We start from the raw sequence: 26,268 nt of genomic DNA on the forward strand, positions 1-26,268 counted from the left end.
CCGCATGACCGACTTCTTTGGCGTCCCGTTGCCGGCGCTGCTGGGCCAGCTCCTGCTGGGGCTGGTGAACGGGTCCTTCTACGCGATGCTGTCGCTCGGGCTTGCGGTGATCTTCGGCATGCTGAACATCATCAACTTCGCCCACGGCGCGCTCTACATGATGGGCGCGTTCCTGGCGTGGATGGGGCTGGAGTACTTCGGCATCAACTACTGGGCGATGCTGCTGATCGCGCCGCTGATCGTGGGCGTGTTCGGGCTTGTCATCGAGCGGCTGCTGCTGCAGTGGCTCTACAAGCTGGACCACCTCTACGGCCTGCTGCTGACCTTCGGGCTGACGTTGGTGATCGAGGGCGTGTTCCGCTCCTTCTTCGGCGTCGGCGGGCAGCCGTACGCGGCGCCGGAGGCGCTGTCGGGCGCGACCAACCTGGGCTTCATGATCCTGCCGAACTACCGGGCCTGGGTGGTGGTGGCCTCGCTGGTGGTGTGCCTGGGCGTGTGGGTGCTGATCGAGAAGACCTCGCTGGGCGCGACGCTGCGCGCCGGCACCGAGAACCCGAAGCTGGTGCAGGCCTTCGGCGTCAACGTGCCGCGGCTGGTGTCGCTGACCTACGCCGGCGGCGTGGCGCTGGCCGGCTTCGCCGGGGTGCTGGCGGCGCCGATCCTGCAGGTCAACGCGCTGATGGGCTCCAACCTGATCATCGTCGTCTTCGCGGTGGTGGTGATCGGCGGCATGGGCTCGATCCTGGGTCGATCCTCACCGGCCTCGGGCTGGGCGTCGTCGAGGGCCTGACCAAGGTCTTCTATCCGGAGGCGTCCAACACGGTGGTGTTCGTCGTCATGGCCCTGGTCCTGCTGGTGCGTCCCGCCGGCCTGTTCGGCAAAGAGAAATGAACAAGAAACCGCTGGGCTACGTGGCCCTGTTCATCGCCATCGCGCTGCTGCCCTTCCTGGGCGTGTATCCGATCTTCGCGATGAAGGTGATGTGCTACGCGCTGTTCGCGTGCGCCTTCAACCTGCTGATCGGCTTCACGGGGCTGCTGAGCTTCGGCCACGCGGCCTTCCTGGGCGCGGCGGCCTACGGCGCCGGGCATGCGCTAAAGGTCTGGGGCTTCCCGCCGCTGGTGGGCATCGCGTTCGGCACGCTGATGGCGGCGCTGGCGGGGCTGGTGTTCGGGCTGCTGGCGATCCGCCGGTCGGGGATCTATTTCTCGATGATCACGCTGGCGCTGGCGCAGATGCTGTTCTTCTACTTCCTGCAGGCGCCGTTCACCGGCGGCGAGGACGGCCTGCAGTCGGTGCCGCGCGGCAGCCTGCTGGGCATCAACCTGGAGAACGACAGCGCGCTGTACTACCTGGTGCTGGCGATCTTCGTCTTCGGGTTCTGGTTGATCTACCGGACGGTGCATTCGCCGTTCGGGCAGGTGCTGACCTCGATCCGCGAGAACGAGGCGCGCGCGACCTCGCTGGGCTACGACGCGGCGCGGTTCAAGCTGATGGCCTTCGTGCTGTCGGCGGCGCTGGCCGGGCTGGCGGGCGCGACCAAGACGCTGGTGCTGGGCTTCGCGACGCTGACCGATGCGATCTGGACGACGTCCGGCCTGGTGATCCTGATGACGCTGGTGGGCGGCATGGGGACGATGGTGGGGCCGATCGTCGGGGCGCTGGTGATCATCGCCCTGGAGAACAAGATCGGCGACCTGGGCCAGTGGCTGGCCAGCCTGACCGGCATCCAGTGGTTCGGCGGCCTGGGCGAATCGGTCAGCCTGGTCACCGGGCTGATCTTCATCGTCTGCGTGCTGGCGTTCCGGCGCGGGCTGGTGGGCGAGGCGGGGGCCTTGTGGGAGCGGCTGCGCAAGCCAGTAAATGCTCGTTAAATCGAGCGGTATCTCGTTAATGCTCGATTTAACGAGCACCATGGTCGCATCGCCGAACTAGCAATTTCGGCGACATGCTCGTAATATCGAGTCTTATCGCGTTAAGGCTCGATTTAACGAACATGAAGGTCGATCAGTCGTCCGTGCTTCCCGTGCGCCTCCAGACCGAGAGCGCTCAACTGGGGCAGCGCCTCGCACGTCTGCGGGTGGCCCGGCAAATCAAGCAGACTGATGCGGCCGTCCGGGCGGGGCTGTCCCGCAATACCGCCTACCGGATCGAACGGGGTGACCCCGGGCTCGCCATCGGCCAGATCCTGCGCTATCTGGACGCCATCGCACCGGGTCTGACGCTCACGCACCTCCTGACCGAAAGCGACCCAGCGCTCTTCCAGCAGCAGCAGGAAGAGCAGCGCCAGCGTGTGCGCGGGCTGACGCAGGCTGAAATGCTGGAACTGGACTTCTGAAGGGCGACTCATGGCGGCCAAGGAAGCCAAGCTCACCGTGTTCGCGCATTTGGGATCCGCCTGGGCGCCATGCGGCCAGCTTCAACTGAACGAGCAGGATCAGGAACTCCAGGGTTCGACCCTGGCTTACGGTTTGAACTACCTGCGACGCCCCGACGCCATCGAGATCGATCCGGTGAGCCTGAGTCTGGTCGATCGTGAACGGGTCCGCGGTCAACGGCTGCGCCCCATCAACAACCTGCCCTTCTTCGGCGGCATCCGCGACGCGGCGCCGGACGCGTGGGGACGCCGCGTCATCGAGGCCAAGCTGCGGGTACCGGCCAACAGCCTGCCGGAGTCCCAATACCTGATCCATGCAGGCAGCGAACGCGTCGGCGCGCTCGACGTGCGGGCAGGGCTGGCCGACGGACCGAGTTCGGGCGTCAGTTCCTGGCACACGTTGCAGCACCTGATGGAGGCCGCCGAACGCATCGAGGAAGGTGCGCCCGTCCCCGCACATCTGGATGCCATCTTCATGGACGGCGCATCGCTGGGAGGCGCGCGCCCAAAAGCCTCTGTACGAGACGACGACGGGGTGCTGTGGCTGGCGAAATTCGCCAGTCGCCAGGACCGCATGGACATCCCCGCCATCGAATGCGCCGCGTTGCGGCTGGCAGCCGAGGCCTCGCTGTCCGTACCACCCGTCAAGACGCTGACCATCGGCGATCGCCACGTCATGCTGATCCGACGTTTCGATCGCTACTGGTCCTCCGATCACCTGTCCGACGTCGAAGACGATCCCACCTTGCTCAAGGCCTCGCCGGCCGACGGTTTCGGAGAACGTCGGCTGGCCTTCAACAGCGGGTTGACCTGGCTGGGCTGTGACGAGAGCGAGTCGCGCACCAAGTCCTATGCCGACCTCGCCGATGCGATCCGCCGCTACGCGCACCCCGACATGATCCGTGCCGGCAATACCGAACTCTTCAAGCGCATGGTGTTCAACATCCTCGTCAGCAACGACGACGACCATCTGCGCAATCACGGCTTCCTGTGGGATCCACGACTGCAGGGCTGGCGGCTCAGCCCCCTCTACGACGTGATGCCCCGACCCGGCCTGGCGAGCGAGCGATTCCTCCATCTGGGTATCGGCCCGTCAGGCCGACTGGCTACGCTCGACAATGCGCTGGCGGCGCACGCCGGATTCACGCTCTCCGAGCGCGATGCCGCGCAGGCCATCGACGACGTCTGGCGCGTCGTCCGTCAATGGCGCATGTACTTCGAGCAGTTCGGCGTCAGCCCCCTGGAGATGGACCGCATCGCTACGGCGTTCCGCCACATCGACGACATTTCTACCGTGGAGCTGCGACGCAAGCTCAACTGAGCGATCCCCGACATGCGAACAGCTCCCGCCGCGTAACAATGAAGGCCATGACCTCCGCCGCCCCCGCTCCCGCCGCGCCGTCGCGTCTGTCGCTCTACCTGAACCTGATCCGCTGGGACCGCCCGGCGGGCACCTACCTGCTGCTGTGGCCGACGCTGGCCGCGCTGTGGATGGCCACCGACGGCTGGGCCGGCTGGCCGGGCTGGCACCTGCTCCTGGTCTTCTGCCTCGGCACCTTCCTCATGCGCAGCGCCGGCTGCGCGGTCAACGACGTCGCCGATCGCGACTTCGACAAGCACGTCAAACGGACCGCCCAGCGCCCGGTCACCTCGGGCCTGGTCTCCGTCAAGGAGGCCCTGGTGCTCGGCGCCGTCCTGGCGCTGATCGCCTTCGCGCTCGTGCTGACGACCAATCCGCCGACCATCATGCTGTCCTTCGCCGCGCTCGCGGTGACGGTCCTCTACCCCTTCACCAAGCGCTGGGTGTCGATGCCGCAGGCGGTGCTGGGCGTCGCCTTCTCCTTCGGCATCCCGATGGCCTTCTCCGCCGCGCAGGGCGGGCGCGAATGGGGATGGCACGCGATCTCAGCCTCGGTCCCGGTCGAGGCGTGGGGGCTGCTGGTCGCCAACCTGTTCTGGGTGCTGGCCTACGACACCGAGTACGCGATGGTCGACCGCGACGACGACATCCGCATCGGCATCAAGACCTCCGCGCTGACGCTGGGCCGCTTCGACGTCATCGGCGTGATGGCGTTCTACGTCGCGTTCCTCGCGCTGTGGGCCGCGCTGGGACTGCGGCTGGGCATGGGCCACTGGTTCCTGGCCGGCCTCGCGGTCGCGGCGGCGCAGGTCGTCTGGCACTACACGCTGATCAAGGACCGCAGCCGCGAGGGCTGCTTCAGGGCCTTCCGCGAGAACCACTGGGTCGGCTTCGCGATCTTCGCCGGCACCGTGGCCGACCTGGCCCTGCGCTGAGACAGGGTCGGCAAGGTCGGTGAGGGCCCGCACGGGCCCTCGCGTTCACAGCATCCGGTGCTGCTTCAGGTAGGCGCCGACATCGCGATAACTCGCGTCCTCGCCGGCGTACTTGACCACGTTGCGCACCGTGCGCAGCCACTCCAGCGTCGACGGCTGCTGCGTCTGCAGCGCGGCGTCGAAGTCCGCCATGCGCAGCCCCCGCTCGTCGCCCGCCAGACCGTCCAGGACCGCCGACTCCTTGGCCAGGTCGATCAGGCCGTCGATGTCCGCGCCCGAGCAATGCGGCGTGCGCGCCGCCAATGCCGCGAGGTCGAGCGACTCCACCGGCACGCCGGTGAGCTTGATGCGCAGCATCTCCTCGCGCGCCGACTCGTCCGGCGGTGGCACGAAGACCTGCCGCGCGAAGCGGCCCGGCCGCTTCATCGCGTCGTCCACGTCCCAGGGCATGTTGGTCGCGGCCAGCACCAGCACGCCCTGGTTGTTCTTGCCCAGGCCGTCGAGCTGCGTCAGAACTCGTTGACCACGGTCCGCGTGCTCGCGCTCGACGACTTGGACCGCGCATAGGCCAGCGCGTCGAGTTCGTCGAAGAACAGCACGCACGGCGTCTGGCTGCGCGCCCGCTCGAACATCGCCGCCAGGTTGCGCTCGCTCTCGCCCTGCCACATCGTCAGCACGTCGGACACGCCGACGGAGATGAACTCCGCATTGCATTCGTTGGCCACGGCGCGCGCCAGCAAGGTCTTGCCGCAGCCGGGCGGGCCATAGAGCAGGATGCCGCCGCCGCTGTTCATGCGGAAGCGCTGGAAGAGCCCGGGCTTGAGGAAGGGCTCGATGATCTTGAGCCGGATGGTCTTCTTCAGCGCCTCCATGCCGACGATGCTGGAGAAGCGCACCTTGTCCTCGGGCACCTGCTGGATCGCCGCGACCTTGGCGGACTGGCCGCCGCCGACCAGCTGCAGCCGCGGCGCCTCGGCCGCCGGCACTTCGCCGCGCGCCGGATGGGCATGCGCGGCGAGATCCTCCAGCGCCGCCTCCGGCTCGAAGCCGGACGCGCGGCGCGCGCGCAGGTACAGGTCCAGCGCGGCGGCGGGCTCGCGCTCGAGCCGGCACAGCGCCTGGATCACCAGGGCCGCCGCCTCGTCGGGCCGCTGCTGGGCCAGGAGGCCGGCCTGGACCTCCGCCTCGTCGATGCGGCGCGCGTCCAGCAGCGCGCGCGCGCATAACGGGCGCGCAGCCCATGATCGAAGGGCGCCTTCAGCAGCGCCTGTTCAAGTTCCTGCATGGCAATGAATCCGGAATTCCGAGATGAGACGAAGCGCGGCGATGGCCGCTCAGCGGGCCGCCAGACGACGCACCAGGGGCGGAGCGATCCAGCTGTAGACCGCATAGACCAACCAGCAGATCCAGAAGGTCGCCGCCCATTCCGGCGCCTGCCGCTCCAGCAGCCGGCCGATGGCGACCGCCGCAACCCACAGGCCGACCGAGGCCTGCCAGCCCCAGCGCTGCAGTGGCCACAACGGCCGCAGCGCCCAATGGGCCTCGCCGGCGAGCGCCTTCACGCGCTGCAGCGCGAAGGGGTCGTCGGGCTGCGCGCGCAGGAGTTCCTTGGACAGGCGGTAGGCCTCGCGGATACGACCGCGGTCGATCAGCGCGTTGATGACCAGGGACAGTGTCTCGCGGCTGCCCGGATCCTCGACCAGCAAGCGCCGCATCGCGGCCGTGTCACCGCGCCGGCCGTCGACCAGGTCACAGAGCGCGGCGGCCTGCAGTGCGCCGTGGCTGTCCGGGGCCAGGCGCAGCGCTTCCGCCACCAGGCCGCGGGCCTTGTCCACCTGCAACGCTCTGAGCATCAGGCGGGCGTAGGACGTGTAGAACCCGGGGGCGCCCGGGAACTCGCGGATCAGGGCGAGGATCACCGCTTCGGCCTCCGCCGCCTCGTCCATGTCGGTGAGGACGTGGAACAGCAGGTACCGGCCCTCGAAGTGCGACGGGTCCTTGACCAGGACGCCGCGCACCAGGTGCAGCGCCTCGTCGTTGTCGTTCTGCGCGAAACGCGTGCGGGCCAGCTCCGTCAGCAGGGTCAGGTTCTCGGGTTCGAGCGCGAGTCCCTGGCGCAGCACGGTTTCGGCCTCGCGCCAGCGGCGGCGCTCGATCAGCAGTTCGGCGCGCTCGATCAGCGCGTCGACGCCGGGTGGCTCTTGGATGGCGGGACGCAGGTCGGAGACGTCCGGATCGACGGGTTCCATCAGGACATCCTCATGACAGCGTTGAACAGGTAGGACAGGCCCGCCGACACCACGACCATGGCCAGGCAGGCGGCGAAGGCGCCGTTGACGCGCAGGCCCATCAGGTCCGCGGCACGGCGCTGGCGCTGGTGGCGATGGATGGCCGCCAGCGCGGCCAGCGACGTGCACAGGGTGGTCCAGGAACCTGGACCGCTGCGGCCCAGCAGATCGACGAGCCAGGCGCGCAGCGGTGCGCCGGCAGCCGTCTGGGGCAGCAGGACGGCGCCGAACAGGATCACGATCAAGGCGGCGAGGAACAACGCGTCCTGGCGCCAGCGGCGCAGGCGATGGATGCTGCCGACGAAGCAGAACACCAACCCCAGCGGACCACCGAAGACACCGGTGAGGAACTGGGCGCTGGCGGAAAACGGCGCGCGGGCGGGGGGTTCGGCGTGGTCCAGGCTGGGCTGGAGAAGCCGCTCGATCGAGGCATCGGACATGGCTGGAGACTTGTTCTCGTGTGAGCGCCGGCGTCCTCCCTGGACCGCCTTCGACGGGCGCGGGCGCGATTGTGCCCGGCCTCGCGGCGCATCCGCACCGGCGCCGACCCTCATGGGCGATCAGGACACGAGGTTCCCCGCGCTCAGCCCTTCATCCCCTCATCCCCGGGGACTCACGACAGCCATTGCACGATCGCGTCCGGATGAAGCGGCCAGCCGCCGAGCCCCGCCAGCCCCATCAGCAGGCCGAAGACCGTCGGCACCATCGCCGCGGCGTACAGCCACCACAGCTGCGTCAGCGCGGTCACCGCCAGCATCGCGATCGCGATGGCCAGCAGCGCATCGGACAGGTCGAACTGGTCGTCCCGGTAGTTGAGCGCGTCGTAGCGTTGCTGGTCAGCCTCCGCCTGCTTGCGCAGCTCGTCCTTCTTGGCGGCCTGGTCGGCGGCAAGCGTCTCGTAGTGCGCGATCGCCTGCCGGTAGCCGTCGGCGGCCGAGGCCGGCGCGCCGATCGCCTGCAGCTTCAGCTGCGTCAGCGCGGCCTTGGCAACCTCCTCCCGCGCATTGCGCGCCTGGTAGAAGGCCCAGTGGTCGATCTTGTCCGCCTGCGCCTGCTGCATGCCCTGGCCGATGTTGTCGTCCTTGATCTTGCACAGGCCCATGAAGGTCGCCAGCAGCGCCACGGTCAGCGCGACCGCCACGTTCAGCCGCGATTGCGGCGCCGCGGTCTCCGTCCGCTCGTTGGCCTGGCGGGCGGTCTCGATCAGTTCGTCGGGGTCGATGTCCATGGGCGGCACGGTCTTCATCAAAGGCCGCAGCAGCATACCGAGCGAAGCTGAGCGGGACCTGTACGTTCGCTTAGCCCGTGCTGAGCCCATGCTCAGGCTGCCCGGCCCCGGGGTCTGCGCGCAGGCCCCCCTGGGAGCCCTTTGCTCAGAGCCCGTCCACCCGCGCCAGCGCCGCCACCAGGTCCGACTGCGTCAGGATGCCGACCAGCCGCGCCTCGTCGCCGACGATGGGAATGTGGTGATGCCCGGTCGCCGCGAACAGCGGCACCAGGTCGGCCAGTGGCCGGTCCGCGCTGGCCACGCGCACCTGCCGGCTCATGATCTGGCCGACCACTTCCGGCTTGTCGCTGTGCGTGGTCGGCGTCGGGCGGATCAGATGGCGCAGCCGCGTCGCCCAGTCGTCGTGCACGTCCAGCGACGCGCCGCGCATGAAGTCCGCCAGCGTCACGATGCCGACCACCCGCCGGGCGCGGTCCACCACCGGCAGCGCCTTGATCTGATGCGTCCGCATCAGCGACCACGCCTCCTGCAGCGGCGTGCCCCACTCGACCGCCTTCACGTCGCGCGACATCACGTCGGCGCAGCGGAGCGTCGTCATCCGGCGCCGCGCGGCGAGCAGACCGGCCTCGTCGACGATCGCCTGCAGATCGTCACGGGGAACGTCCAGGACCTGGTTGTAGTGCGCCAGCACCGTGTCCAGGTCGACACCGCTGAAGACGGCGGTTCCGGGCTCCGTGCCGCCGGACCCGCTCGTCGCGCCCGTCGCCGGCCCCGCGGCGGGCACGGTCATCTGCGGGTGCGGGTACCTGCGGCCGGTGACGCCGTTGTAGGCCATGCCCGCGAGCACCATCAGCACCGAGTTCAGCAGCACGGGGTCGAGCGCGAAGTGCCAGTCGTGCACGCCGGTGAGCACCATCAGCAGCGCCGCGGCGCCACCGGGCGGGTGCAGGCAGCGCAGCAGGAACATCAGCCCGATCGCACCGCCGACGGCGATCGCCGCGGCCAGTTCCGGTGTGCCGCCGAAGAGGTGCGCGCACGCGATACCGACCAGCGCCGACGAGGTGTTGCCCATCACCACCGCCCAGGGCTGCGCCAGCGGACTCGCCGGCACGCCGAACACCAGCACCGCGCTCGCGCCGAGGGGCGCCACCAGCCACGGCACGCCGGGGACATGACGGGACAGCAGTTCCGTGAGCACCCCCGTCAGCAGCAGCCCGACGATGGCGCCGGCCACCACGCGGAGCCGCTCGCGCGCGTCGACGCGCATCGGCGCGGGACGGAACGCCTGCAGCCAGCGGCGGAGTCTGCTCATCACCGACGCGGCCTCGACTTGCGCCGCAGCGGCCCGGGATCGCGCAGCGCGACGTCGGGCACGAACATTTCCATCACCCGCAGCTGCTGCCCGTGGCGGGTGAAGACCGAATTGCGCGACCACTGCATCGACGCCGGTGCCTCGGTTCCCGTGGCTGCCAGCCATTGGCGCTGCATCTGGTGGTGCGTCGCACCGTGCCCGCGTGACGCGTCGCGGTTGCAGCTCGCTGCGATGGATGCGGGGATCGTCGTACAGCAGATGGCCGAGCGGCCGGCTGCCCAGACCTTTCAACGCCTTCCACGGACCGGCCACCGCGTGGCCGTGCACCGCCGACCGCGCCCACACGAGCGGTTGGCCGTCGACGCGCAGCAGCACTTCGCGCACGAGCGTCAGCCCCCGCTTCGGCAGGCCGAGCGCGGCGCGCTCCTGCGGACGCAGCGGCGCCGTCGTCTGGCGCAGCACCTGCACCTCATAGCGGCGACCGGTCGCGGCCAGGCGCTTGCTCAGCGAGCCCGGCGCACGCAACCACGCGCGCAGGCCCCAGCGATCGGCGATCCCCATCGGTTGCAACAGCTCTCGGAAGTCAGGAAGTCGGCGGCACGCCGGCGGACGATCGTGAGGCGGCGCGCATCAGGCGCGGCCGAACTCGTCGCCCAGCTCGCCCGCGCGGCGGTGCGCGGCCTTCACGGCGCGCTCGACCGCCTCGCCGACGCCGTCGGCCTGCAGGCTGGTGATCGCGGCGTGCGTGGTGCCGCCCTTCGATGTCACCTTCTCCCGCAGCGCGGTCGGCGAGTCGCCCGACTGCAGTGCCAGCGCCGCGGCGCCGCCGCAGGTGGCCAACGCAAGCTCGCGCGCCTTGGCCTCGTCCAGGCCCAGCGCGCGCGCCGCTGCGACCATGTGCTCGACCAGGAAGAAGAAGTAGGCCGGCCCCGAGCCCGACAGCGCGGTGACCGTGTCGAGGTCGCCCTCGTTGTCGACCCAGACCGTCCGGCCGGTGGGCTGAAGCAGTTGCTCGACCAGCGCGCGATCGTCGGCCGTGACGGCCGCGCTTGCGCAGAGGCCGGTGATCCCCTGCCCGATCAGCGCCGGCGTGTTGGGCATGCCGCGCACGACGCGCGCGGCACCGGTCGCACGCGCGATCGCGTCACTGCGCAGACCCGCCATCACCGACAGCTGCAGCGCGCCTCCAACGTGCGGCGCCACCGGTACGGCGGCTTCCTGGAACAGCTGCGGCTTGACCGCCCAGACCACGGCGCGGGCCCGCGACAGCGAGGCCTCCGCCGCGGCGAGCGGCCGGATGCCGAAGTCGGCGGCGAGACGCTCGCGCTGTGCCTCGAAGGGCTCGACCACCAGCAGATCCTCCGCCGGAAAACCGCCCGGCGCAGGCCGCCGACGATGGCGCTGGCCATGTTGCCGCCACCGATGAATGCGATGCAGGAATTCATGGGCGGGCAGTGTAGTCCCGCCTCATGGCGGGTGCGCCCTGGATCCGGGCGTTCAACGTGCTCTCAACATCGACGTGCAGAGCTCGCCCAGCGTCGCGATCGCGCGCCGTTGCGTGTCATCCATCGGATTGCCGGCGTTGATGCGGATGAAGTTGTCGAAGCGCTCGGAGTTCGAGTACATCAGCCCCGGCCCCAGCCGGATGCCCTTCTCCAGCGCGGCGTCGAACAACGCAAGCGAGGACAGCCCCTCGGGCAATTCGACCCACAGGCTCGGGCCGCCTGGCGGCAGGCTGAGCCGGGTGCCGGCCGGCAATTCGTCGGACAACGCCGCCACCATCTGCTCGCGCTGCGTGGCGAGCTTCGCCCGCAGCGCGCGCAGGTGGCGCTCGATCTGGCCGCCGGCCAGGAACTCCGCCAGGATGGCCTGACCCAGCATCTCGTTGGGCCGGCTCTGCGCGTACTTGAGGATCTCCACGCGCGGCTGCCAGCGCCCCGCCGCGATCCAGCCCACGCGCATGCCGGGCGCCAGCGTCTTGTGCAGCGACGAGCAGAAGATCACCCGCCCCGTCGTGTCCCAGGACTTGATCGCGCGCTGCGGCGTGTCGCACAGCAGCGCGTAGGTGTCGTCCTCGATGAGGGCGAGATCGCGGGCCTCGCAGACCGCCAGCAGCGCCTGCTCGGCATCGTCCGGCATCACCGCGCCGAGCGGGTTCTGCAGGTTGGGCACGACGACCACCGCCTTGAGCCGGGGCTCGTGCATCGCGGCGGCCTCGAAGGCCTCGACGGACAGGCCCGTGTGGGGACTGGTCGGGATCTCCAGCGCGCGCAGGCCCAGGCTCTCCAGCAGCTGCAGCAGGCCGTAGTAGGTCGGCGACTCGACCGCCACCGCGTCCCCGGCGTCGTCACCGCGCGCAGCGCGATGCCGAGCGCCTCGGTGCATCCGTGGGTGATCACGAGCTGCGACGGGTCGAGCTGGATCTGTGCGTTCAGCGCCAGGCGCGACAGGCCCTGGCGCAGCGCGAGCAGGCCTTGCGGGATCGGGCTGGATGCCGAGGATCTCGGGTCGGCGGCGCAGCAGCCGCTGGCCGTGCAGGGCCAGCGCACGGGTCGGATACAGCGACGCATGCGCGCAGGCGCCGGACAGGTTGACCTCGGGCTTCGCGGCGATGCCGCGGGTGAGGATCTCGGAGATGCGCTCGTGCACGCCGACGAAACGCGCCGGATCGGCCTGCGTCTGGCGCGGCTCGGCGGCGCGCGCCAGCCGGTTCGGGCGCGGCGGTCTCACGAAATAGCCGGCGCGTTGACGGGCCTGCAGCAGGCCCTGGCTTTCAAGCAGACGGCAGGCCTGCAGCGCGGTGCTCAGGCTCACGCGGTGCAGACCCATCAGCGTGCGCACCGACGGCATCCGGCTCCCCGGCGGCATCGTGCCGGCCGCGATGGCCTGGCGGTAGTGCGCGGCGACCTGCGCGTACAGAGGGTCCGAAGCGTCCATGCCGGCGATTCTGCGCCCGCAGGCGCGCGCGACACCGGAACAGCCGGCGCCCCGTCGATACGGAACAGCCCGGCGACGATGGCTGTTACGCAGAACAAAGGGCGCCGCTGTGCCTGTCACACCGCGTCGTCGATGGGAACACTGGACACCCATCCCATCGAGGCGCCTTCGGGCGACGCCGTCATGTTCCTCGCCGCCGTCCTGCGATCCTTGCCCATCCCCTGGCCCTGGCAGGCCGCGCCACCGCACACCGTGCCCGCGCTGGCTGCGCCTACCCGCGTGCGGCAGCCTTCGACGGGGCCGCAGGAACTCCGGCTGGTCGCCGGCCAGTCGCTGATGCTGAAGCTCGCACGAGGCACCGTGATGCACGTGCAGGCCGGCGTCGTCGATGTCGAGGACGCGCCCGCGCTCTGGGCTGACCACTGCTGGCCGCAGGCGCGCCGCTTCAGGAGCGGCGAGGTCTGGGTCGTGCCGCGCACCGGCTGGTGGCGGCTGGAGGGCCGGGTCTCGCGCGACCCGGCCAGCCGGATCAGTGCACGCCCGCCAGCAGCGCGGCGTTCCCGCCCGCGGCCGCCGTATTGATCGTCAGCGTCTGCTCCGCGACGAGGCGGTAGAGCTGGCGGGCATCGGCCAGCTCGACCATCGGCACGACCGGCAGGATCGCGCCATCACGGCCCGCGAGCTCGCGCTGCACCGGCACCTGCAGCGCCGCCGGCGCGATGACGCCCGCCAGTCGCGTCGCGCGCAGCACCGCTCCCAGCTGGTCCGCCGGCAGCAGCTGCATCGCCGCCGCGGTCACGCCGCCGCGCATCAGCGCCGTGCGCAGGTCCTGCGCCACGTCGCCGCCGCCCACGATCGCGACCGCGTTGCCGGCCACCAGCGCCGCACCGAGCGCACGCGCCAGCTCCTCCTGCGACGCGCCCTGCGCCAGCACCGCGATCACACCGCGGCCGTGCAGGCGCAGTTCGTTGCTCTCCCCGGTCGGGCCGGGCAGCTTCACGTCGACCAGCGAGCGCCGGGCGCCCGCGGCCAGCGTGCGCCAAGCCCCGGCGACCACCGGCGACTGGCCGGCCGCGGAGCGTTCCAGCGCCGTTGCGCGCTCGTCGACCGGGCGCTCGGCCCAGGCCTCGTGCGCGGTGAACAGCGGCGACAGGTCCGCGCCCGCGCCGGTCGTCGACAGCGCCGGCGCGTCGGCTGGCGCTTCCACCTTCGGCTGTGCGACGAAGCGCAGCAGGTAGTGCGGACCACCGGCTTTCGGACCGGTGCCGGACATGCCTTCGCCGCCGAACGGCTGCACGCCGACCACCGCGCCGATGATGTTGCGGTTCACGTAGACGTTGCCGATGCGCGCTTCCGACGCAAGCCGCAGCGCCCGACTGTCGATGCGGGTCTGGATGCCCAGCGTCAGGCCGTAGCCCAGCGCGTTGATCTCGCGCACGACGCCGTCGACGTCGCCGCTCCAGCGCACCACGTGCAGCACCGGACCGAAGATCTCCTTCTTCAGCGAAGCGATCGTCGGCAGCTCGACCGCCACCGGCGGCAGCAGGCGCGGGCAGCCGTCGGCCGGCACCGCCTCGGCGATCAGCGTCGCTTCGCGCTTGAGGCGCTGGACGTCCTTGGACACGCCCTCGAAGGCTTCGTCGTCGATCAGCGGGCCGACATCGGTCGACAGGTCCGCGGTATCGCCGACACGCAGTTCCTTGACCGCGCCGCGCAGCATCTCGATGACGCCGTCGGCGACCGCCTCGTGCACCGCCAGCAGTCGCAGCGCCGAGCAGCGCTGGCCCGCGCTGCGGAAGGCCGATTGCACGACGGCATCGATGACCTGCTCCGGCAGCGCCGTCGAGTCCACGATCATCGCGTTCAGGCCGCCGGTCTCGGCGATCAGCGGCAGCGCCGCGGCGCCGGGCTTGGCCGCGAGCTGGCGGTTGATGATCTGCGCCACCTGCGTGGAGCCGGTGAAGCACACGCCCGCCGTCTGCGGCGCGGCCACCAGGCGCGCGCCGACGGTCTCGCCGCGGCCGTGCACCAGTTGCACCGCGTCGACGGGAACGCCCGCCGCGTGCAGCAGCGCGACGCACTCGCGAGCAACGGCCGGGGTCTGTTCCGCGGGCTTCGCGGCGACCGCGTTGCCCGCGGCCAGCGCCGCGACCACCTGGCCGGCGAAGATCGCCAGCGGGAAGTTCCACGGCGAGATGCAGACGAACACGCCGCGCCCGTTCAACGCGACGCCGTCGGCCGCCAGGCGCTCGGCCTCGTCGGCGTAGTAGCGCAGGAAGTCGATGGCCTCGCGCACTTCGCTGATCGCGTCGCCCAGGCTCTTGTAGGCCTCCTTGACCAGCAGCGCGCAGTACTGCGGCAGCTGCGCCTGCAGCGCGTCGGCGGCGCGGCGCAGCACGGCGGCGCGCTCGGCCACGGGCGTCGCGTTCCAGCCGGCGAAGCCGCCTTGCAGTCGCGCCATCGCGGCGTCGACCTCCTCCGGCGAGGCCTCGACCATCACCGGCACCGTGCACTGCGCCAGCGCATCCAGCAGCGTCTGGCGCTGCTCGGGCACGGCGAGGTCCAGGCCCGACGAGTTGTCGCGGCCGCGGCCCGCCGCGTCGCGGTACAGGGCGATCGGCAGCGGCAGCGAGGCTTCGTCGCGGATCTCGGTCATCGGCGACGCCAGCAGCTCTTCCGGCGCGACGGTCGGATCGGCCAGCTGATGCACGAAGGACGAGTTGGCGCCGTTCTCCAGCAGGCGACGGACCAGATAGGCGAGCAGGTCACGGTGCTCGCCCACCGGCGCGTAGACGCGGCAGGGGATCGAGCCGTCCTTCAGCACTTCCCGATAGACGCCCTCGCCCATGCCGTGCAGGCGCTGCATCTCGAACTTGGCGCCCAGCGAGCGCGCCATCTGCAGGATGGCGGCGATGGTGCCGGCGTTGTGGCTCGCGAACTGCGGATAGATGACGTCGTGATGCCGCAGCAGCGCCTGTGCGCAGGCCAGGTAGGAGACGTCGGTATGCGGCTTGTGCGTGTAGACCGGGTAGAACGGCAGGCCCTGCTCCTGGGCGCGCTTGATCTCGCCGTCCCAGTAGGCGCCCTTCACGAGGCGCACCATGAATTTCAGCCCGTGTTGGCGGGCGATCGCGGCGACCGCCTCCACGACGTCGCGGGCCCGCGTCTGGTACGCCTGCACCGCGAGGCCGAAACCGCGCCATTGCGGGAAGTGCGTCGCGATGCGCGCGGCCAGGGCGTCCAGCAGCTCGAGCGAGATCTCGAGCCGGTCGACTTCCTCGGCATCGATCGTCAGGTTGATGTTGGCCTGCGCGGCCTTCTCGACGAGTTGCCACACGCGCGGCAGCAGCTCGGCGTAGACGCGCTCGCGCTGCAGGACCTCGTAGCGCGAGAACAGCGCCGAGAGCTTGATCGAGATGCCATCGCTGCCTTCCGGCGACTCGGCCTTGCGGCCGGCGGCGATGGCGGCGATCGCGTTGAGATACGAGGCCTGGTAGCGCTCGGCGTCGCGCTCGGTACGGGCGCCTTCGCCCAGCATGTCGTAGGAGAAGCGCAACTGGTCCTGCACCTTGCGCGCGGCATCAGCCTCCTTCATCGCTTCCTGGATGTTGCGACCCAGCACGAACTGGCGACCCAGCAGCTGGATCGCGCGCACCGTGGCGGCAACCACGGTCTGCGCGCCCAGGCGCTTCATCAGGCCGGAGTCGGCCTCGGCATCCGGGAGGAATTTCTTGGACAGCGAGATCGCGCTCGCCGCCAGACCGGCCAGCATCTTGTGCGGGCCGTCCGAGGCGCCGTCGAAGTCGGCGCGGCCGAGCTGGTCGGCCGTCAGCGCGATGGCGGTCTCGGCATCGGGCACGCGCAGCAGCGCCTCCGCCAGACGCATCAGCGCCAGACCTTCAGCGCTGGTGATCGGGTACTCGCGCAGCAGCGATTCCATGGCCCAGAACGGCGCCGGATTCCCGCGCACCTGCTGCACCCAGGGGCGCGCCTGGTCGACGATCGCCTGCCAGTTCAGCGCCTGCATTTCCGCGGCGAGCGCGCGCACCAGCGGCAGTTCCTCGCGATACGGGTCCGGCAGGCGGGAGGTTTCCGGCGGGAGGGGGAAGGCGGTCATAGAATCCTCGGATGTTCGTGCGAGGGGCGCTCCCCTAGCGAATGGCGGGAGTTTAGGAAGTAACACGCCGAATTACTCACCAATGTTGTCGACCTTCGCCGGATGGAATCCAGCATGAGCAGCCTTGAAGACCTGGACAAGATCGATCGCCGCATCCTGGGGCTGCTGCAGCAGGACGGCCGCATCAGCAACCTGAAGCTGGCCGAGGAAGTGCAGATGTCCGCGACAGCGGTGCTGGAGCGCGTCCGGCGCCTCACCCGCGACGGCTTCATCCTCGGCTACGAGGCGCGGCTGAACCCGGCCAAGCTGGGCGCGCAGATGCTGGTGTTCATCGAGATCCTGCTCGACCGCACGGTGCACGACGTCATGGACAACTTCCGCGCCGCCGTGCAGGCCCGGCCGGAGATCCTGGAATGCCACCTGGTGGCGGGCGGCTTCGACTACCTGCTCAAGACCCGGGTGTCCGACATGACCGCCTACCGGGAGTTCATCGGGGCGGTGATCTGGACCCTGCCCGGCGTCCGCGAGACGCGGACCTACGCCGTCATGGAAGAGGTGAAGAACACCACCGCGCTGCCGCTGTGAACGGGATCGCGCTGTCCCTGTGATTTACACACACCGCCGACAGTTGCAAGCGAATTCAAGGGGGAGATGTCCTCCCCCTTCAGCCCCTCCATCTGCGGGCTGACGGTCGGGCTGCGACAGGATCACCATGGAGTGCCTCTCCCGTGATTCCGAGGTTTCCGAGATGAAGTACCGGCCCTCCCAGACCCCGTCCCAGCTCCCGCGCGCCGCGTCCAGGCCGTTCGTGGGCGCCGGCGGCCCCGACAGCGAGCTGCCCAGCCACTACGGCGACAGCCGGTTCAGCCATGGCGACAGTCGCTACTCCGACAGCGGCAGCAGCTTCGGCGATTCCGACTTCGGCGCGGAACCACCGCCACGGCGAACGCTCGCCGGACCGGTGGAAAGCTGGCATGACTCCAGTTTCATCCTGCGCCGCGGCCTCGAGGTCCGCGAAGTCAGCGCGAAGGAATGGCGCGTGTGGGCGGAAGCGCCCGCAGCGCCCTCGGCGACCGCCGCGCCGGCGACGCCGCGACGTCGGATGAATGGCGATGGCGACGCGTGATCGGGCCTCGGCCCGCAAGCAAGGCGATCAGGCCAGCTGCAGACGCTTGGGCGCGCGGCGCAGCGGCTCGGGCGGCGGCGTGACGACGAAGTCTTCCGGCGGCATCGGGCGGCCGTAGTACCAGCCCTGCGCCCAGTCGCAGCCCTCGCGGCGCAACCACTCGGCCTGCTCGATCGTTTCGACGCCCTCGGCGAGCACGTCGAGGTTCAGGCTGCGCGCCAGCACGATGACCGTGCGGGCGATCGCGGCGACGTTGGCATCGCTGCTCAGCTCGTTGACGAAGCTGCGGTCGATCTTCAGCGTGCTGACCGGCATCCGCTTCAGGTAGGCCAGCGACGAGTAGCCGGTGCCGAAATCATCGATGGCGATGCGCACGCCGCGGTTGGAGATCCGCGTGAGCAGGCTGATGGCCTGCTCGGCGTCCTCGAGCAGGAGGCTCTCGGTGACCTCGAGCTCCAGCGCGCTCGGCGGGCAGCCGGTCTCGCCGAGGATGAAATCCAGCGTCTCGATGAAGTCCGGCTGGCGCAGCTGCCGCGCCGAAACGTTGACCGCGACCTGCTGCGGCTTGCCCTCCTGGCCCTGCCAGCGCGCCACCTGCGCGCAGGCCTGCTCCAGCACCCAGCGGCCGATGGGGATGATCAGGCCGGTCTCTTCGGCCAGCGGGATGAAGTCCGCCGGCGAGATGGGCCCGCGCGTCGGATGGCGCCAGCGCAGCAGCGCCTCCGCGCCGATCAGCGCGCCGTCGCTCAGCCGCACCTGCGGCTGGTACTCGAGGCGGAACTGCGCGGCCTCGTTGGCCTGCCGCAGCGCGTGCGTCAGCTCGAAACGCTGCTGCACCGCCTGCGTCAGCTCTGGCCGGTAAGCCTGGACCGAACCGCGCGCGTGCAGCTTGGCGCGCACCATGGCGACCTCGGCGTTGCGCAGCAACTCGTCGACGTGCGTGCCGTCGGCCGGGAACAGCGCCAGGCCGATGCTGGCGCCGACGTTGAAGCGGTGATGGTCGATGATGATCGGCTCGTCCATCGCCTGGATCAGCCGGTCGCCGAGCCGCATCGCGGTCTCCTCGTCGACCAGGCCCGACAGCACGACGACGAATTCATCCGCGCCGACGCGCGCTACCGAGTCGCTCAACCGCGTCACGTTGGCGAAGCGCGCCGCCGCGGTCAGCAGCACCTGGTCGCCCGCGGCATGGCCGGCGATGTCGTTGACGTCGCGGAAACCGTCCAGGTCGATGTACAGCACGGCCACGCAGGTGTGCTCGCGCTGCGCGTTGCCGACCTGGCGCGAGATGCGGTCGCGCAGCAGCGCCGCGTTGGGCAGGCCCGTCAGGCTGTCGTGCAGCGACTGGTGCAGCAGCTCGGCCTCGGTCTGCTTGATGCGGGAGATGTCGGTCAGCACGCTGAGGTACTGCACCTGCTCCGGATCGCCCGACGGTGCCGGCACCTTCACGAAGGTCGCCCACATCGGGATCGAGTCGCCGTTCTTGTGGCGCTCGGTGACCTCGCCGCTCCACTTGCCGCGGGTCTCGATGTCGGTCCACAGGGCACGGAGCTTTTCGGGGTCCTGTTCGGCGTCGCGCAGCAGCAACGGGCGCTTGCCCAGCAGCGTCTGCCGGTCGTGGCCGACCATCGCCACCAGGGCCGGGTTGACGTCGACGATGCGCAACTGGTGGTCGATGACCATGATGCCCTCGCCGCAGTGCTCGTACACGGTGGCGGCGCGGCGGGCGGCGTCGGTGGCCTGCTGCAGCTGGGTCACGTCGCGCGCGATGGCGACCTGGCCCAGGTACTGGTCGTCGTCGAACACACGGGCGCTGGAGACGTCCAGGCAACGTGTCCCGCCGCCGGTCTCGCTGCTGTCGTCGCGCCAGGTCAGGAGGCGGCCGTCGGACTGCGTGTCCACCCAGCCCGGAGGGTTCGGCAGGTCGGCGTCGCGGCGTCCGATCAGTTCCTGCTCGGTGAGGCCGACAGCCCGCTCGAAGGCCGGATTGCAGCCCTCATAGGCGCCGTTGGCATCCTTGAAATACATCGGATCGGGAATCGCGTTCAGCAGCGCGCTGAGCCGGGCGCGCTCCCGGCGCACGCGTCGGAGTTCCTCGCGGCGGCCTTGCAGACGGCCGCGCTGCTGCACGAACAGGCTGACCATCACGCCCAGCGTCAGGCCGCCGATCACGCAGCCGGCGCCCAGCCAGAACACGGTGGAGCCGGAATCGATCCACGCCGGCAGATGCGCCGCCATCGACCGCGCCGCGGACGGCACCGCCGCGGGGACAGACGCGGACGCACCCGCCCACGCCGACGTGCTCAGGCACGCAGGCAGCAGCGCGGACACGACAAGGCATCCCCAACGACGGTTCAGGCGAAGACGCATGGCTCACCCAAGGATCTTTTTATGAATGGAGGGGCAACAGCTGGCCCCATGTCGGCGCCGCCCGCGGGTCGCGGGCGTTCCCTCATGCACGACCGCCGGAGTATCGACGCCGGTAAGAAAACGTTGCTAGGGGTTACAGCGAGGCCGCCACACGCGTTCCCTGCAGGATTGCACGCTTTGCATCCAATTCTTTGGCCTCGGCCGAACCGCCGATCAGCTGCACCGACCGGCCCGCCGCGCGCAGCGGCGCTTCGAGTTCCCGCAGCGGTTCCTGACCCGCGCACAGGACGATGGTGTCGCAGTCGATGCGCTCGGGATCGGTGCGATCTTCGCCCTGGCTGATCCACAGGCCGTGCTCATCGATGCGCTCGTACTGCACGCCGCCGACCATCCGTACGCCGTGCGTCTTCAAGGCGGCGCGATGGATCCATCCGGTGGTCTTGCCCAGGCCCGCGCCGAGCTTGCCGGCGCGCCGTTGCAGCAAGGTGATCTCCCGCTCGGCGGGCTCGGGGTTGCGGACGCGCGAGCCCGCCTCGCGTCTGCTCCGGATCGCCGACACCCCAGTGCTTGCGCCACGCCGGCGCGTCGAGCGCCAGCGAGTGCCCCTGCTCGAGCAGGAACTCCGCCACGTCGAAGCCGATGCCGCCCGCGCCCACGACCGCCACACGACGCCCGACCGGCTTCTCGCCGCGCAGGACCTCGAGGTAGGTCAAGACCTGGCCCCGGGCGATGCCTTCGTCCTGGCCGGGGATGCGCGGATCGCGCGGCGTCACGCCGGTGGCGAGGAGCACCTCGTCGTAGTCCATCAAATCACCGGCGCTCACGCGACGTCCCAGTCGCGGCGTGACGCCGAGCAACTCCAGCCGCCGCTTGAAGTAGCGCAGCGTCTCGTGGAACTCCTCCTTGCCCGGGATCCGCTTGGCCAGGTTGAACTGGCCGCCGATCTCCTGGGCGGCGTCGATCAGCGTGACGTGGTGGCCACGCTCGGCGAGCGTCGTCGCGGCCGCCAGGCCGGCCGGTCCCGCGCCGACGACGGCGACGCGCTTGCGCAGCTGCCCGGCGGCAACCGGGACGATGCGCAGCAGGGTCTCGTGACCGGCGCGCGGGTTCACGAGGCAGGACGCCACCTCCTGCTTGAACACGTGATCGAGGCAGGCCTGGTTGCAGGCGATGCAGGTGTTGATCTCGTCGGCCCGCCCCTCCGCGGCCTTGCGCACGAAGGCCGGATCGGCCAGCAGCGGGCGCGCCATCGACACCATGTCCGCCGATCCGTCGGCCAGCACCGACTCGGCGACCTCGGGCGTGTTGATGCGGTTGCTGGTGATCAGCGGCGTGCGGATGCCCTCGGCATGCAGCTGGTCGCGCAGCTTCTTCGTGACCCAGGCGAAGCCGGCACGCGGCACGCTGGTCGCGATCGTCGGGATGCGGGCCTCGTGCCAGCCGATGCCGGTGTTGATGATGGTGGCGCCGGCCTTCGCGACGGCCCTCGCCAGCTGCAGCACCTCGTCCCAGTTGCCGCCCTCCGGCACGAGGTCCAGCATAGACAAGCGGTAGATGATGATGAAGTCGGGGCCGACGGCCTCGCGCATGCGGGTGAGGATCTCGACGGGCAGCCGCATGCGGCGTTCGAAGTCGCCGCCCCACGCATCGGTGCGCTGGTTCGTGGCGGCGATCAGGAACTGGTTGATGAAGTAGCCCTCGGAGCCCATCACCTCGACGCCGTCGTACCCGGCCTCGCGCGCCAGCACGGCGCAGCGGACGAAGGCGCGGATCTGGCGCTCGATGCCGCGCTCGCTCAACGCATGCGGCGTGAACGGCGAGATCGGCGACTTCAACGCCGACGGCGCGACGTTGAACGGGTGGTAGCCGTAGCGGCCGGTGTGCAGGATCTGCAGCGCGATCTTGCCGCCCTCGCCATGCACGGCCCGCGTGATGGCCTGGTGCCGGCGCGCGGCCCCGCCCGTCATGAGCGTGCCCGCGAAGGGCTTGGTCCAGCCGGCGATGTTGGGCGCGTAGCCGCCGGTGACGATCAGGCCGACCTGGCCGCAGGCGCGCTCGGCGAAGTACTCGGCCAGGCGGTCGATGTGCTTGCGCGAGTCCTCGAGCCCCGTGTGCATGCTGCCCATCAGCACGCGGTTCTTGAGGGTCGTGAAGCCCAGGTCCAGGGGCGACAGCAGCTGCGGGTAGGCGTTCATCGCGCGGATGCTAGCGCCGGAGCCCGCGCGCGTTTAGAGAGGCGATACCAAGAGGCCCGGCGCCCAGACCTCGGCACCGATACCGGGAACGGACACCCGAGGCGCCCCGCAACTCTGTGTCGGCCTTGATATGGAAGTTCACAAAGCTGGCAATCGGCCACAAGCCCCAGCAACACGGCCCGCGTTCAATCGCCGCATTCTCAATCGGAGTGTTGGACGATGCGATTCAAGACCTGGGCCTGGGGCCTGAGCGTGGCCACCGCCGCCCTGCTGACCGCCTGCGGCGGCGGCAGCGACAGCAGTTCGGCGCAGATGCGCCTCCTCAACGCCAGCATCGGCTACGCCGCGCTGGACATGGCCGTGGACAGCACGACGGTGAACTCCGGCGTGGCCTATGCCGGCGTGGGCAGCTATGCCGACGTGAAGACCGACGCCACCGGCACCGAAGTGCAGAGCAACAACGTCGGCAGCACGCTGGCGTCGTCGACGCCGACGCTGGCCGCCGGCAGCCACTACACGATGATCGCGTACGGCTCGGCCGGCTCGGTGCGCACGACGCTGCTGCAGGAAGACCAGGACGCGGCGGCCACCGGCAAGTCCAAGCTGCTGGTGCTGAACCTGGCGCCGGACGCCGGCGCGATGGACGTGTACGTCACCGGCGCCGACGACTCGCTGGACACCGCCTCGACCGTGGCGAGCGGCATCGCGACCGGCTCGGGCAGCGGCTACATCACGCTCAACAGCGGCACCTTCCGCGTGCGGATCACCGCCGCGAGTTCCAAGACCGACCTGCGGCTGGACATCCCCAGCATCACGCTGCCATCCGCCGGTGTCTCGACGCTGATCCTGACGGGCAGCACCGGCGGCGTGCTGGTCAACGGCATCCAGCTGCTGCAGCAGGGCGCGCCGTCCAACTTCCCCAACTCGACCGTCCGGGCCCGCCTGGTGGCCGCGGTGGGCGGGAGCGCGCTGGTCTCGGGCTCGATCGGCCAGACCTCGCTGATGCCGACCTCCGTGGCGCCGACAATCGGCGACTACACGACGGTCGCGGCCGGCACGGCGGACCTGTCGGTCTACGTCAACGGCGCGCTGATGTCGTTCACGAAGCCGGCGCTGACCGCGGGCAGCGACTACACGCTGATGGTGTGGGGCACGGCGGCGGATCCCAAGCTGGCGGTCCTGACCGACGACAACCGCCTGCCGACCAGCCCGACCACGACGGCCAAGATCCGCCTGGTCAACGGCGTGGCGAGCGCCACCACCGGACTGACGCTGAACGTCGACTACAGCGCGCTGGCCTCGAACGTGGTCGCCGGCACCTCGTCGTCGCCGCAGGCGACCGCCGCCTCGACCTCCGCGCTGCTGACGGTGACCTCGCCGTCCTCGACGACGCCGGTCTACAGCCTGAGCGAACTGGGCATCCAGGCGGGCTACGTCTACACCGTGTTCGTGATGGGCGACAGCAACGCAATGGTCGGTTCGCTGCGTCGCGAGCGCTCTTCCAACTGATCCGACCGAACCCATGATGCGTCGCTGAGCGCATCGGCCGGGAACAACGCCCGGCCCCGGGACCACTGAATGCGCGTCACAGCGCGACGGTCACCACGACCGCGGCCCGGTGCACCCTCCTCCCTGTTGGCCACGTCCTCTCACGAGGCGTGGCCTTTTTTTCGTCCTTCGGAAACGTCGCCCGCCCTTTCCAGTCATTTGGGTCAGCAGACTCATTCATTTGAGTCAGCGGACACCTTCTTTCACTAGAAGCCGTCGGCAGTTCCACCCATCCGAGTTGATGTGTCGGCAAAGCCTGCCCCCTAGTCTGCGGAGACCTCATCCACTCGATGTCCGCTGCCCGGGCGGCCACTCCGACCATGCACATCCCCGACCGCACCACACGATGGCTGATGCCGCTCGGCGTCATCGCCGCCACACTGCTGACCGCTGCCTGCAATGGCGGTGACGACAAGGACGCGCAGATCCGCCTGCTCAACGCGAGTCCCGAGTTGGCGAGCGCCGATCTGGCCGTCGACAAGGACAAGGTGGCGGGCCCGGTGTCCGCGCTCACGCTGGGGTCCTATGCGAACCGCGGCGATGGCCCCGTGTCCCTGCAGGTGCTCAACAGCAACGGAAGTGCCACCGTGGCCACGTCGCCCGCGACCTTGAAGGCGGACACGCACTACACCTTGATCGCGTACGGGCCCGCAGGCGCGGTGCGCACCAGCCTGCTGGAGGAGGAGCAGGAAGCGCCTGTCTCCGGCCAGAGCAAGCTGCTGGTCCTGAACGTCGCACCGGACGCCGGCCCGGTCGACGTCTTCCTGACCGAGCCAGCGGCCGACCCAGCCGACGCGCCGCCGTTCGCCACCAACGTGCTCGCCGGCGGATCCAGCGGGTTCCTGATGCGCAGCAGCGGCACCTACCGACTGCGCGTCACCGGCGCGGGGAAGCGCGACGATGTGCGGCTGGACCTCCCCGCCGTGACACTGGACTCGGCCAAGGTGTCGACGCTGGTGTTGCGAGGGGGAGCAGGTGGCGTTCTGGTCCACGCGTTGATGCTCCCGCAGCGCGGCGAGCTCACGCGCCTGGACAACGCATCGGCGCGCGTGCGGATGATCGCGGCGATGCCGGACGGGCGCGTCGACGGTGCCCTCGGAGGACAACCCCTGTTGGCCGGTCAGGCCTCGCCGACGATCGGCGACTACCGCATGGTGCCGGCCAGCGCGCCGTCGCTGACGGCTTCGGTCGACGGTCGTCCTGTCGCGGCCACGCTGCCGGCGCTGGTGGCTGGCGGGGACTACACCGTGCTGCTGCGCGGCGTGTCCGCCACGCCTGTCGTGACCGTGCTGACCGACGACAACCGCCTGCCAGCGGTGCCCGGCCAGGCGCGTCTGCGGCTGGTCAACGGTCTGGACATTTCGACCACGATGAACTTCGACTACAGCCCGGTCGTGGCCGCCGTCGATCCGGGCAGCTCGGGCTACGCCACCGTGGAACCGGCCAGCGCCGCGTTGTTGACGGTCACCTCGACCCAGTCCATCGCGCCGCTGTACGCCGCGCGCGACGTCGCGATCGGCGCCAACGGCGTGTATGCCGTGTTCGTGGCGGGAGACCCCGCCGCACCCGCCGGCATCCTGCGGCGCGAACGCTGACCGGCCGCGGGTCCGGGCCGCCGGAGGGATTCCCCGTCGCGCATCGCTCCTCCTGACGGTCCCTGGCGGGGACATGCGGCAACATCGCTGCATGTCCCTGCCCGTCTACCGTCCCACCGTGACACAGGTCCGCCGCCTGCGCCAGCTCTGGCGCTCAGCCGGCTGGCCGTGCCAGGACATGCTGGAGGTGGAACTGCTGGCGCTGGGCTGGCTCGAGCGTCGGGTCGATCCGCACGGCCGTGAGACCTTGCGACTGACTGAGGCCGGCATCGAGGTGCTGCACCTCGGACTCCAGAAAAACCGCACCGCACGCCACCGCCACGAGGACCTGGTCGCCCGCATGGCCGTCGAGCTGCAACGCGCGGGGCGTGTCGTCTGGCGGGGGCTGTCGCTGCGCGCCGGCCTCCCGCGTGAGGACGAGCCCGAGCGGATGCGATGGGTCAACGCGATGCCGGACGTCTACTCGGTGCGCAACACCACCGTCGAGGATTACCTCGAACCCGCCGTGCACGAGATCAAGGTCAGCCGGGCCGACCTGCTGTCGGAGCTGCGCCGCCCCGCCAAGGCGCAGGCCTACCTCGCACTCAGCGGCCAATGCTGGTACGTGCTGCGCGCCGGCATCGCCGAGGTCGAGGAAATTCCGCCGGCGTTCGGCGTGCTGTTCGCGCACGACTTGAGCGGCGGCGAGGGTTTCCGTTTCGAGCTCGGCCGCCCGGCGCCGCGCCGGCCGATGAAACCGGACTTCGGCACGTGGATGACGCTCGCCAAGGCATATCCGGAGCCCGCGCCGCTCGACGAGGGTCAGGACTTGCTGGGCGAGGTCTGAGGTCCGGCGACGGGTGACCTCCGTCGTCCCCGGTTCTTGTGGCCGGGCGGCGGT

General features: G+C 70.1%; 16 protein-coding genes and 6 pseudogenes. 11 read left to right on the plus strand and 11 right to left on the minus strand.

Features of this window, described 5'->3' with window-relative positions:
* Positions 1-4 precede the first annotated feature (4 nt).
* From ACFJIX_RS07280 to ubiA, 5 genes and pseudogenes are all read left to right on the plus strand, one after another.
* Positions 5-891, plus strand: a pseudogene (locus ACFJIX_RS07280) (branched-chain amino acid ABC transporter permease).
* Positions 888-1,874 (plus strand): branched-chain amino acid ABC transporter permease, encoded by a 987-nt coding sequence (locus ACFJIX_RS07285; RefSeq protein WP_377158762.1) that lies wholly within the window; start codon positions 888-890, stop codon positions 1,872-1,874. Before ACFJIX_RS07280 ends, ACFJIX_RS07285 begins: the two are co-directional and overlap by 4 nt.
* Before the next feature lie 122 nt (positions 1,875-1,996).
* Positions 1,997-2,338 carry a helix-turn-helix domain-containing protein gene (locus ACFJIX_RS07290; RefSeq protein WP_377158763.1) on the plus strand — a complete coding sequence of 114 codons (342 nt, stop codon included), beginning with the start codon at positions 1,997-1,999 and terminating at the stop codon, positions 2,336-2,338.
* A 10-nt stretch (positions 2,339-2,348) separates the two neighbouring features.
* Positions 2,349-3,698, plus strand: coding sequence for a type II toxin-antitoxin system HipA family toxin (locus ACFJIX_RS07295; RefSeq protein WP_377158765.1), 1,350 nt, complete (start codon positions 2,349-2,351; stop codon positions 3,696-3,698).
* A 47-nt stretch (positions 3,699-3,745) separates the two neighbouring features.
* Entirely contained in the window at positions 3,746-4,672 is a 927-nt protein-coding gene (gene ubiA, locus ACFJIX_RS07300) for a 4-hydroxybenzoate octaprenyltransferase (RefSeq protein WP_377158767.1), read from the plus strand.
* A 45-nt stretch (positions 4,673-4,717) separates the two neighbouring features.
* Here ubiA and ACFJIX_RS07305 read toward each other — a convergent pair.
* The 8 genes and pseudogenes from ACFJIX_RS07305 to ACFJIX_RS07340 form a co-directional block, all read right to left on the minus strand.
* Positions 4,718-5,544: pseudogene (locus ACFJIX_RS07305) on the minus strand (ATP-binding protein).
* Between the two features lie 462 nt (positions 5,545-6,006).
* A complete protein-coding gene (locus ACFJIX_RS07310) occupies positions 6,007-6,921 on the minus strand; it encodes a tetratricopeptide repeat protein (protein ID WP_377158768.1) in 915 nt (304 codons plus the stop codon).
* The gene (locus tag ACFJIX_RS07315) at positions 6,921-7,400 is read right to left on the minus strand and encodes a hypothetical protein (protein WP_377158770.1); all 480 of its coding nucleotides are present in this window, start codon (positions 7,398-7,400) and stop codon (positions 6,921-6,923) included. The genes ACFJIX_RS07310 and ACFJIX_RS07315 overlap by 1 nt, the downstream gene beginning before the upstream one ends.
* A gap of 173 nt (positions 7,401-7,573) precedes the next feature.
* The gene (locus ACFJIX_RS07320; protein WP_377158771.1) at positions 7,574-8,188 is read right to left on the minus strand and encodes a DUF4337 domain-containing protein; all 615 of its coding nucleotides are present in this window, start codon (positions 8,186-8,188) and stop codon (positions 7,574-7,576) included.
* Between the two features lie 145 nt (positions 8,189-8,333).
* On the minus strand, positions 8,334-9,500 hold the full coding sequence (locus ACFJIX_RS07325) for an HPP family protein (RefSeq protein WP_377161658.1): 1,167 nt from the start codon (positions 9,498-9,500) through the stop codon (positions 8,334-8,336).
* 216 nt (positions 9,501-9,716) lie between these two features.
* Positions 9,717-10,061 (minus strand): annotated as a pseudogene (locus tag ACFJIX_RS07330) (chorismate--pyruvate lyase family protein); the annotation flags it as partial.
* A 69-nt stretch (positions 10,062-10,130) separates the two neighbouring features.
* Positions 10,131-10,850: a pyrroline-5-carboxylate reductase gene (gene proC / locus ACFJIX_RS07335; protein ID WP_377158773.1), complete on the minus strand. Its 720-nt coding sequence runs from the start codon at positions 10,848-10,850 to the stop codon at positions 10,131-10,133.
* A 147-nt stretch (positions 10,851-10,997) separates the two neighbouring features.
* Positions 10,998-12,437 (minus strand): annotated as a pseudogene (locus ACFJIX_RS07340) (PLP-dependent aminotransferase family protein).
* Positions 12,438-12,569: 132 nt separating this feature from the next.
* On the opposite strand from ACFJIX_RS07340, the gene ACFJIX_RS07345 reads away from it, so the two are divergent.
* Complete coding sequence (locus ACFJIX_RS07345; RefSeq protein WP_377158775.1) at positions 12,570-13,019, plus strand: hypothetical protein; 450 nt, start codon at positions 12,570-12,572, stop codon at positions 13,017-13,019.
* A 571-nt stretch (positions 13,020-13,590) separates the two neighbouring features.
* Here ACFJIX_RS07345 and ACFJIX_RS07350 read toward each other — a convergent pair.
* Positions 13,591-16,554, minus strand: a pseudogene (locus ACFJIX_RS07350) (L-glutamate gamma-semialdehyde dehydrogenase); the annotation flags it as partial.
* A 114-nt stretch (positions 16,555-16,668) separates the two neighbouring features.
* On the opposite strand from ACFJIX_RS07350, the gene ACFJIX_RS07355 reads away from it, so the two are divergent.
* Positions 16,669-17,139 (plus strand): Lrp/AsnC ligand binding domain-containing protein, encoded by a 471-nt coding sequence (locus ACFJIX_RS07355; RefSeq protein WP_377158776.1) that lies wholly within the window; start codon positions 16,669-16,671, stop codon positions 17,137-17,139.
* A gap of 163 nt (positions 17,140-17,302) precedes the next feature.
* On the plus strand, positions 17,303-17,680 hold the full coding sequence (locus ACFJIX_RS07360) for a hypothetical protein (protein WP_377158778.1): 378 nt from the start codon (positions 17,303-17,305) through the stop codon (positions 17,678-17,680).
* A gap of 27 nt (positions 17,681-17,707) precedes the next feature.
* Here ACFJIX_RS07360 and ACFJIX_RS07365 read toward each other — a convergent pair whose 3' ends face one another.
* Positions 17,708-20,011, minus strand: a complete 2,304-nt coding sequence (locus tag ACFJIX_RS07365; RefSeq protein ID WP_377158780.1) for an EAL domain-containing protein — start codon at positions 20,009-20,011, stop codon at positions 17,708-17,710.
* Between the two features lie 172 nt (positions 20,012-20,183).
* Positions 20,184-22,245: pseudogene (locus tag ACFJIX_RS07370) on the minus strand (FAD-dependent oxidoreductase).
* Positions 22,246-22,464: 219 nt separating this feature from the next.
* Between ACFJIX_RS07370 and ACFJIX_RS07375 the strand changes: the two are divergent.
* From ACFJIX_RS07375 to ACFJIX_RS07385, 3 genes are all read left to right on the plus strand, one after another.
* On the plus strand, positions 22,465-23,754 hold the full coding sequence (locus ACFJIX_RS07375; protein WP_377158782.1) for a DUF4397 domain-containing protein: 1,290 nt from the start codon (positions 22,465-22,467) through the stop codon (positions 23,752-23,754).
* A gap of 359 nt (positions 23,755-24,113) precedes the next feature.
* On the plus strand, positions 24,114-25,388 hold the full coding sequence (locus ACFJIX_RS07380) for a DUF4397 domain-containing protein (RefSeq protein ID WP_377158784.1): 1,275 nt from the start codon (positions 24,114-24,116) through the stop codon (positions 25,386-25,388).
* Positions 25,389-25,479: 91 nt separating this feature from the next.
* A complete protein-coding gene (locus ACFJIX_RS07385) occupies positions 25,480-26,214 on the plus strand; it encodes a hypothetical protein (RefSeq protein ID WP_377158786.1) in 735 nt (244 codons plus the stop codon).
* Positions 26,215-26,268: the final 54 nt, after the last annotated feature.

It is taken from the genome of Roseateles sp. UC29_93 (genome assembly GCF_042695725.1).
GTDB lineage: Bacteria > Pseudomonadota > Gammaproteobacteria > Burkholderiales > Burkholderiaceae_C > Roseateles > Roseateles noduli_A.